Source organism: Paenibacillus ihuae (assembly GCF_001368795.1).
GTDB lineage: Bacteria > Bacillota > Bacilli > Paenibacillales > Paenibacillaceae > Paenibacillus_AQ > Paenibacillus_AQ ihuae.
On the sequence record NZ_LN831198.1, the window covers coordinates 1645636 to 1647720 of the forward strand.

Here is a 2085-nt window from a genome sequence, read left to right on the forward strand (position 1 = left end):
AATTAAAGATTACAGACAAAGCGATCTCGTTCTATTCGGATAAGCTGGATCAAATCTGGCCGTAATGGTCTCAACCTTTCCTTCATAAGCAAGCTGAAACCGGGCAATCCGGGAGTCGGCTTGCTTTTTTTATTATAGAAATCAACTCCTAAATTATAGAAACTAATTAAGTTATATAGAGTAAAACTTTTATACAGGAAAGAGGTGGAATTTTGAGAAAATTTATTCTCGGCCTGCTATGCGGCCTGGTTATTGCTAGTTCATCTGTTGCCTTCGCATCAGGCTCTATCAAGGCTTTATTGTTTCCGGCAAGCTTCGAAATCAACGGCAGTACGGTGACACCAAGCAGCAGTGTCCAGGCGCTTAATGTGAACGGCTCCACCTATGTGCCGCTGCGTTTTATCGCAGAGAATCTGGGTGCTACAGTGGGCTATGATGCGGAGCTGCAGAGGATTATTGTCAAGAACAGGGAGCTGAATCTTAAAGACCCGGATTACGCAGACATAAGAGTCGGTAATCTCATTGTGACCCAATCGGGCGGGAATTCCATAGCCACGGGCCAGCTAATATTTGCCGGGGTAGGCAACAGTAAGAATAAAATCTCCGCCACACTCTCATTTTACAATGACAGCAGCAGGAAGATAGGCGAAGTTCTGATTAAAGGAAATCAGTTTGGAGTCGAAGCCCAAGTCTTTACAGCTAAAGGAACGGGGGATTTCAGAGCCTATACCACTGCTATTCTGCATGTCGATGCTGTGAATGACAAGCTTGTTCCCAAGCCTGTCTCCTTTATCTACAAGAATCCCAAATATAATTTTACGCTGCAGCTTCCAGCTTACTGGGAGGGGAGATACAAGGTAGAGTCTTCGGTAAACGCAGCTTCAAACCGGGAAAGCATTCATTTTGTGACCAATCAGAACGGAATTATATTTTCAATCCTGGTGTGGACTGCACAAGAATGGAAAGAGCAAGGCGCGGTGACTCAGGAGGTTGCGCAAATCTGGAAACTCGGTGAGCAGGGAGACAAGGTGTTTACGATCATTCTTCCGGGCGATGTGCAGTATGATACGGAGAATGAAGAGCAGACAGCGGAGTATCACAAATTGGTTTCCTACATTGACTTAATCAAAACAAGCTTTAAACTCCAGGAATAACGCGCCAATCTAAATCAAGTCCATGCTGCAAAAAGTTCTCTCCTCGTGTACAATCACCGGGTGAGCTAAAAGCTTTAATTGATGCGGTGGAAGGTGTCTGGTTCGAGGTGTTACATTCCGGGGACCTTAATGAAGAGATTACCGTCGGCGATAGGGAGTATTATCTTCTGCCGCTCATATTCAGTACAAAGGAAAAGGTGATCACTTACTTCAGACGTTTCTGGGAAGTAACTATGAGCAATTTTGCCAGATGCGGAAGGGCAGGATAACATTCACATGAAAAAGAAGCAGAGCCAGCACGGAGATCCCGCTGGTCCTGCTTCTTTTGTGTACATTCATTTGCCGCCTGCCACGGCAATCATCTGCACGACCGGACGGGAGTCACCGGTCAGGACAGCTTCGTCAGCATTCATCTGTGAGGAGCCGTCGCCGTCGAGGAAGATGCCCTCCCGTCCATTGCCGGGAACGGTTTGCAGTACAGCTGTACGGAACTCTTCCGCCGTACAGAGTGTTGGCGTGACGATCAGCCACAGCTTCCCGGTTTCGTCATAGACGAGTCCGGAGCGCATCCGCTGCTCGTCTGCGTAAGGCAGATGCTCGGCAGCAATCGCGGCTGCCCACAGCCCTTCCTGCTGCAGATTCATGCTGATGCCGCCCTGGGCCCAGTAATGACTCCGGTCGCTGACGGACAGCTCATCGCCCGAAGATACAGTTTGCACCGACAGCCTGCCGGCAGCTCCGTCCCAGACCAGCGTGCCGCGTGCATATTTAGCGTTGAACCAGCCGGAGCCATAAGCGCCCTTGTCACCATTCACCGGGAGATCATTCATGATCGCCACCGACAGGAGATCGGTACCATAGAAGAAGCCGCCGTTAATGCCGTAAGCGGGAACCCTGCGCAAATCAGAACCTGCGGTCCTTAGAATGATGT

2 protein-coding genes are annotated in these 2085 nt (G+C 49.2%); one reads left to right on the forward strand and one right to left on the reverse strand.

Annotated features, from left to right (window positions below):
• The first annotated feature begins 212 nt into the window (after window positions 1-212).
• Window positions 213-1154, forward strand: a complete 942-nt coding sequence (locus AQR02_RS07275; RefSeq protein ID WP_054940012.1) for a stalk domain-containing protein — start codon at window positions 213-215, stop codon at window positions 1152-1154.
• A 335-nt stretch (window positions 1155-1489) separates the two neighbouring features.
• Here the strand turns inward: AQR02_RS07275 and AQR02_RS07280 are convergent.
• The coding region (locus tag AQR02_RS07280; RefSeq protein WP_209444133.1) for a hypothetical protein at window positions 1490-2085 on the reverse strand (596 nt) is incomplete at its 5' end.